The organism is Pseudomonas sp. NPDC077451 (assembly GCF_044543345.1).
Classification (GTDB): domain Bacteria; phylum Pseudomonadota; class Gammaproteobacteria; order Pseudomonadales; family Pseudomonadaceae; genus Stutzerimonas.
The window spans coordinates 1-1234 of the sequence record NZ_JBITVX010000036.1 but is presented as its reverse complement, the minus strand read 5'-3'; the positions used below and the strand labels follow the sequence as shown (position 1 = coordinate 1234).

The window sequence follows — 1234 nt, the reverse complement described above, 5'->3', positions numbered from 1 at the left end:
GTAGATACCGTCTTCCCCATTAGCGCGCAAGGGCCAGTTGAGGGTCGAAACGCTGGCCCGATTTAAGTACCCCATAGGCGATGTGCAGCAGCTTGCGCATCGCTGCACAGACGATTTGTTTTCCGGATTTTCCTTTTGCACTCAGACGCTCGCGTAGAGCACTAATGGCCGGGTTGTGTGTGAGCGAGCAGACCGCCGGCATGTAGAGCCCAGCCCTCAAGCGAGACGATCCCGTGCGGGATATGCGCGTCTGGCCTTTGTAGGAGCCAGACTCCTGAAGGCGGGGGTTCAGCCCGGCATAAGCGGTGATCGCGCGTGAGCTGGCGAAGCGTAGCGGATCGCCCAGCTCAGCCAGCAACAGGGCTGCGGAACGCTCGCCAATGCCATCAATGCTGGTCAGCAGGTCGCGTTTGTTGCGCAGGTCCGGGTCATCATCGATGTGGTCTCGGATCGCACGGAGTGTCTCGCCGATCTGCCGCTCGACATGGTGCAGCACTGAGTAGATTGAAGCCTGCACACTAGCGTCGGCCAGATCCAGGCGGTTGCGTTCCATTTGTTGGATCTCCTGCAGATCTTCCAGGCGCCGCACTAATGCTTTCAAGCGCCGGACGGCGGGAGGCTCAGGCTGCCAGGCCCGCAGATCGCCCTGGTGCCGCTCGCCATACTCGGCGATGAGTTTGGCGTCGACTTTGTCGGTCTTTACGCGCTGGAGCTGGCTTCGAGCGTAATAGGCGACCTGTGCAGGATTGAGCACGCAGACCTGATAGCCTTTATCGTGAAACCAGGTCGCGAGCGCTTCATGGTAAGCGCCGGTCGCTTCCATCACGATCCAGGCTTGGGCATTGGCGTGCTTGAGCAGCCACTGCTGGAGCGCTTCGAAACCGGCCACCTCGTTTGGCAATTTGGCCTTGGTGCGGTACTTGCCATTGGGCTGCTGGGTGGCGATGTCGAACGTGCGTTTGGCGATATCGATGCCGATGACGCTGGGCATAAGTCCTCCTGCTGGTTCAGAAAGATCAACACTTCACTCAGCTCTACCTTGCTGATGCGAGCTCTCGCCGGAGGCGGGCTCTGGATACCGTTCGAGCTGTAAGAGTGAGTATGGAAGGCCGCAGCGCTATCTACGTCGCAGGCTCAAAGCCTAAGGGTGGATACGGCTTCCTGACCTTCCCCCGATGATCAGTCGGGAACTATCACCCCAACATAGCGTGGTAGTCGAGATACAAGGGTGGAT

Annotated in this window: 1 protein-coding gene; it reads right to left on the bottom strand. The window is 59.2% G+C overall.

The window, feature by feature from the left end:
• Positions 1-19 precede the first annotated feature (19 nt).
• The gene (locus tag ACIGHL_RS22760) at positions 20-991 is read right to left on the bottom strand and encodes an IS110 family RNA-guided transposase (RefSeq protein ID WP_128122069.1); all 972 of its coding nucleotides are present in this window, start codon (positions 989-991) and stop codon (positions 20-22) included.
• Positions 992-1234: the final 243 nt, after the last annotated feature.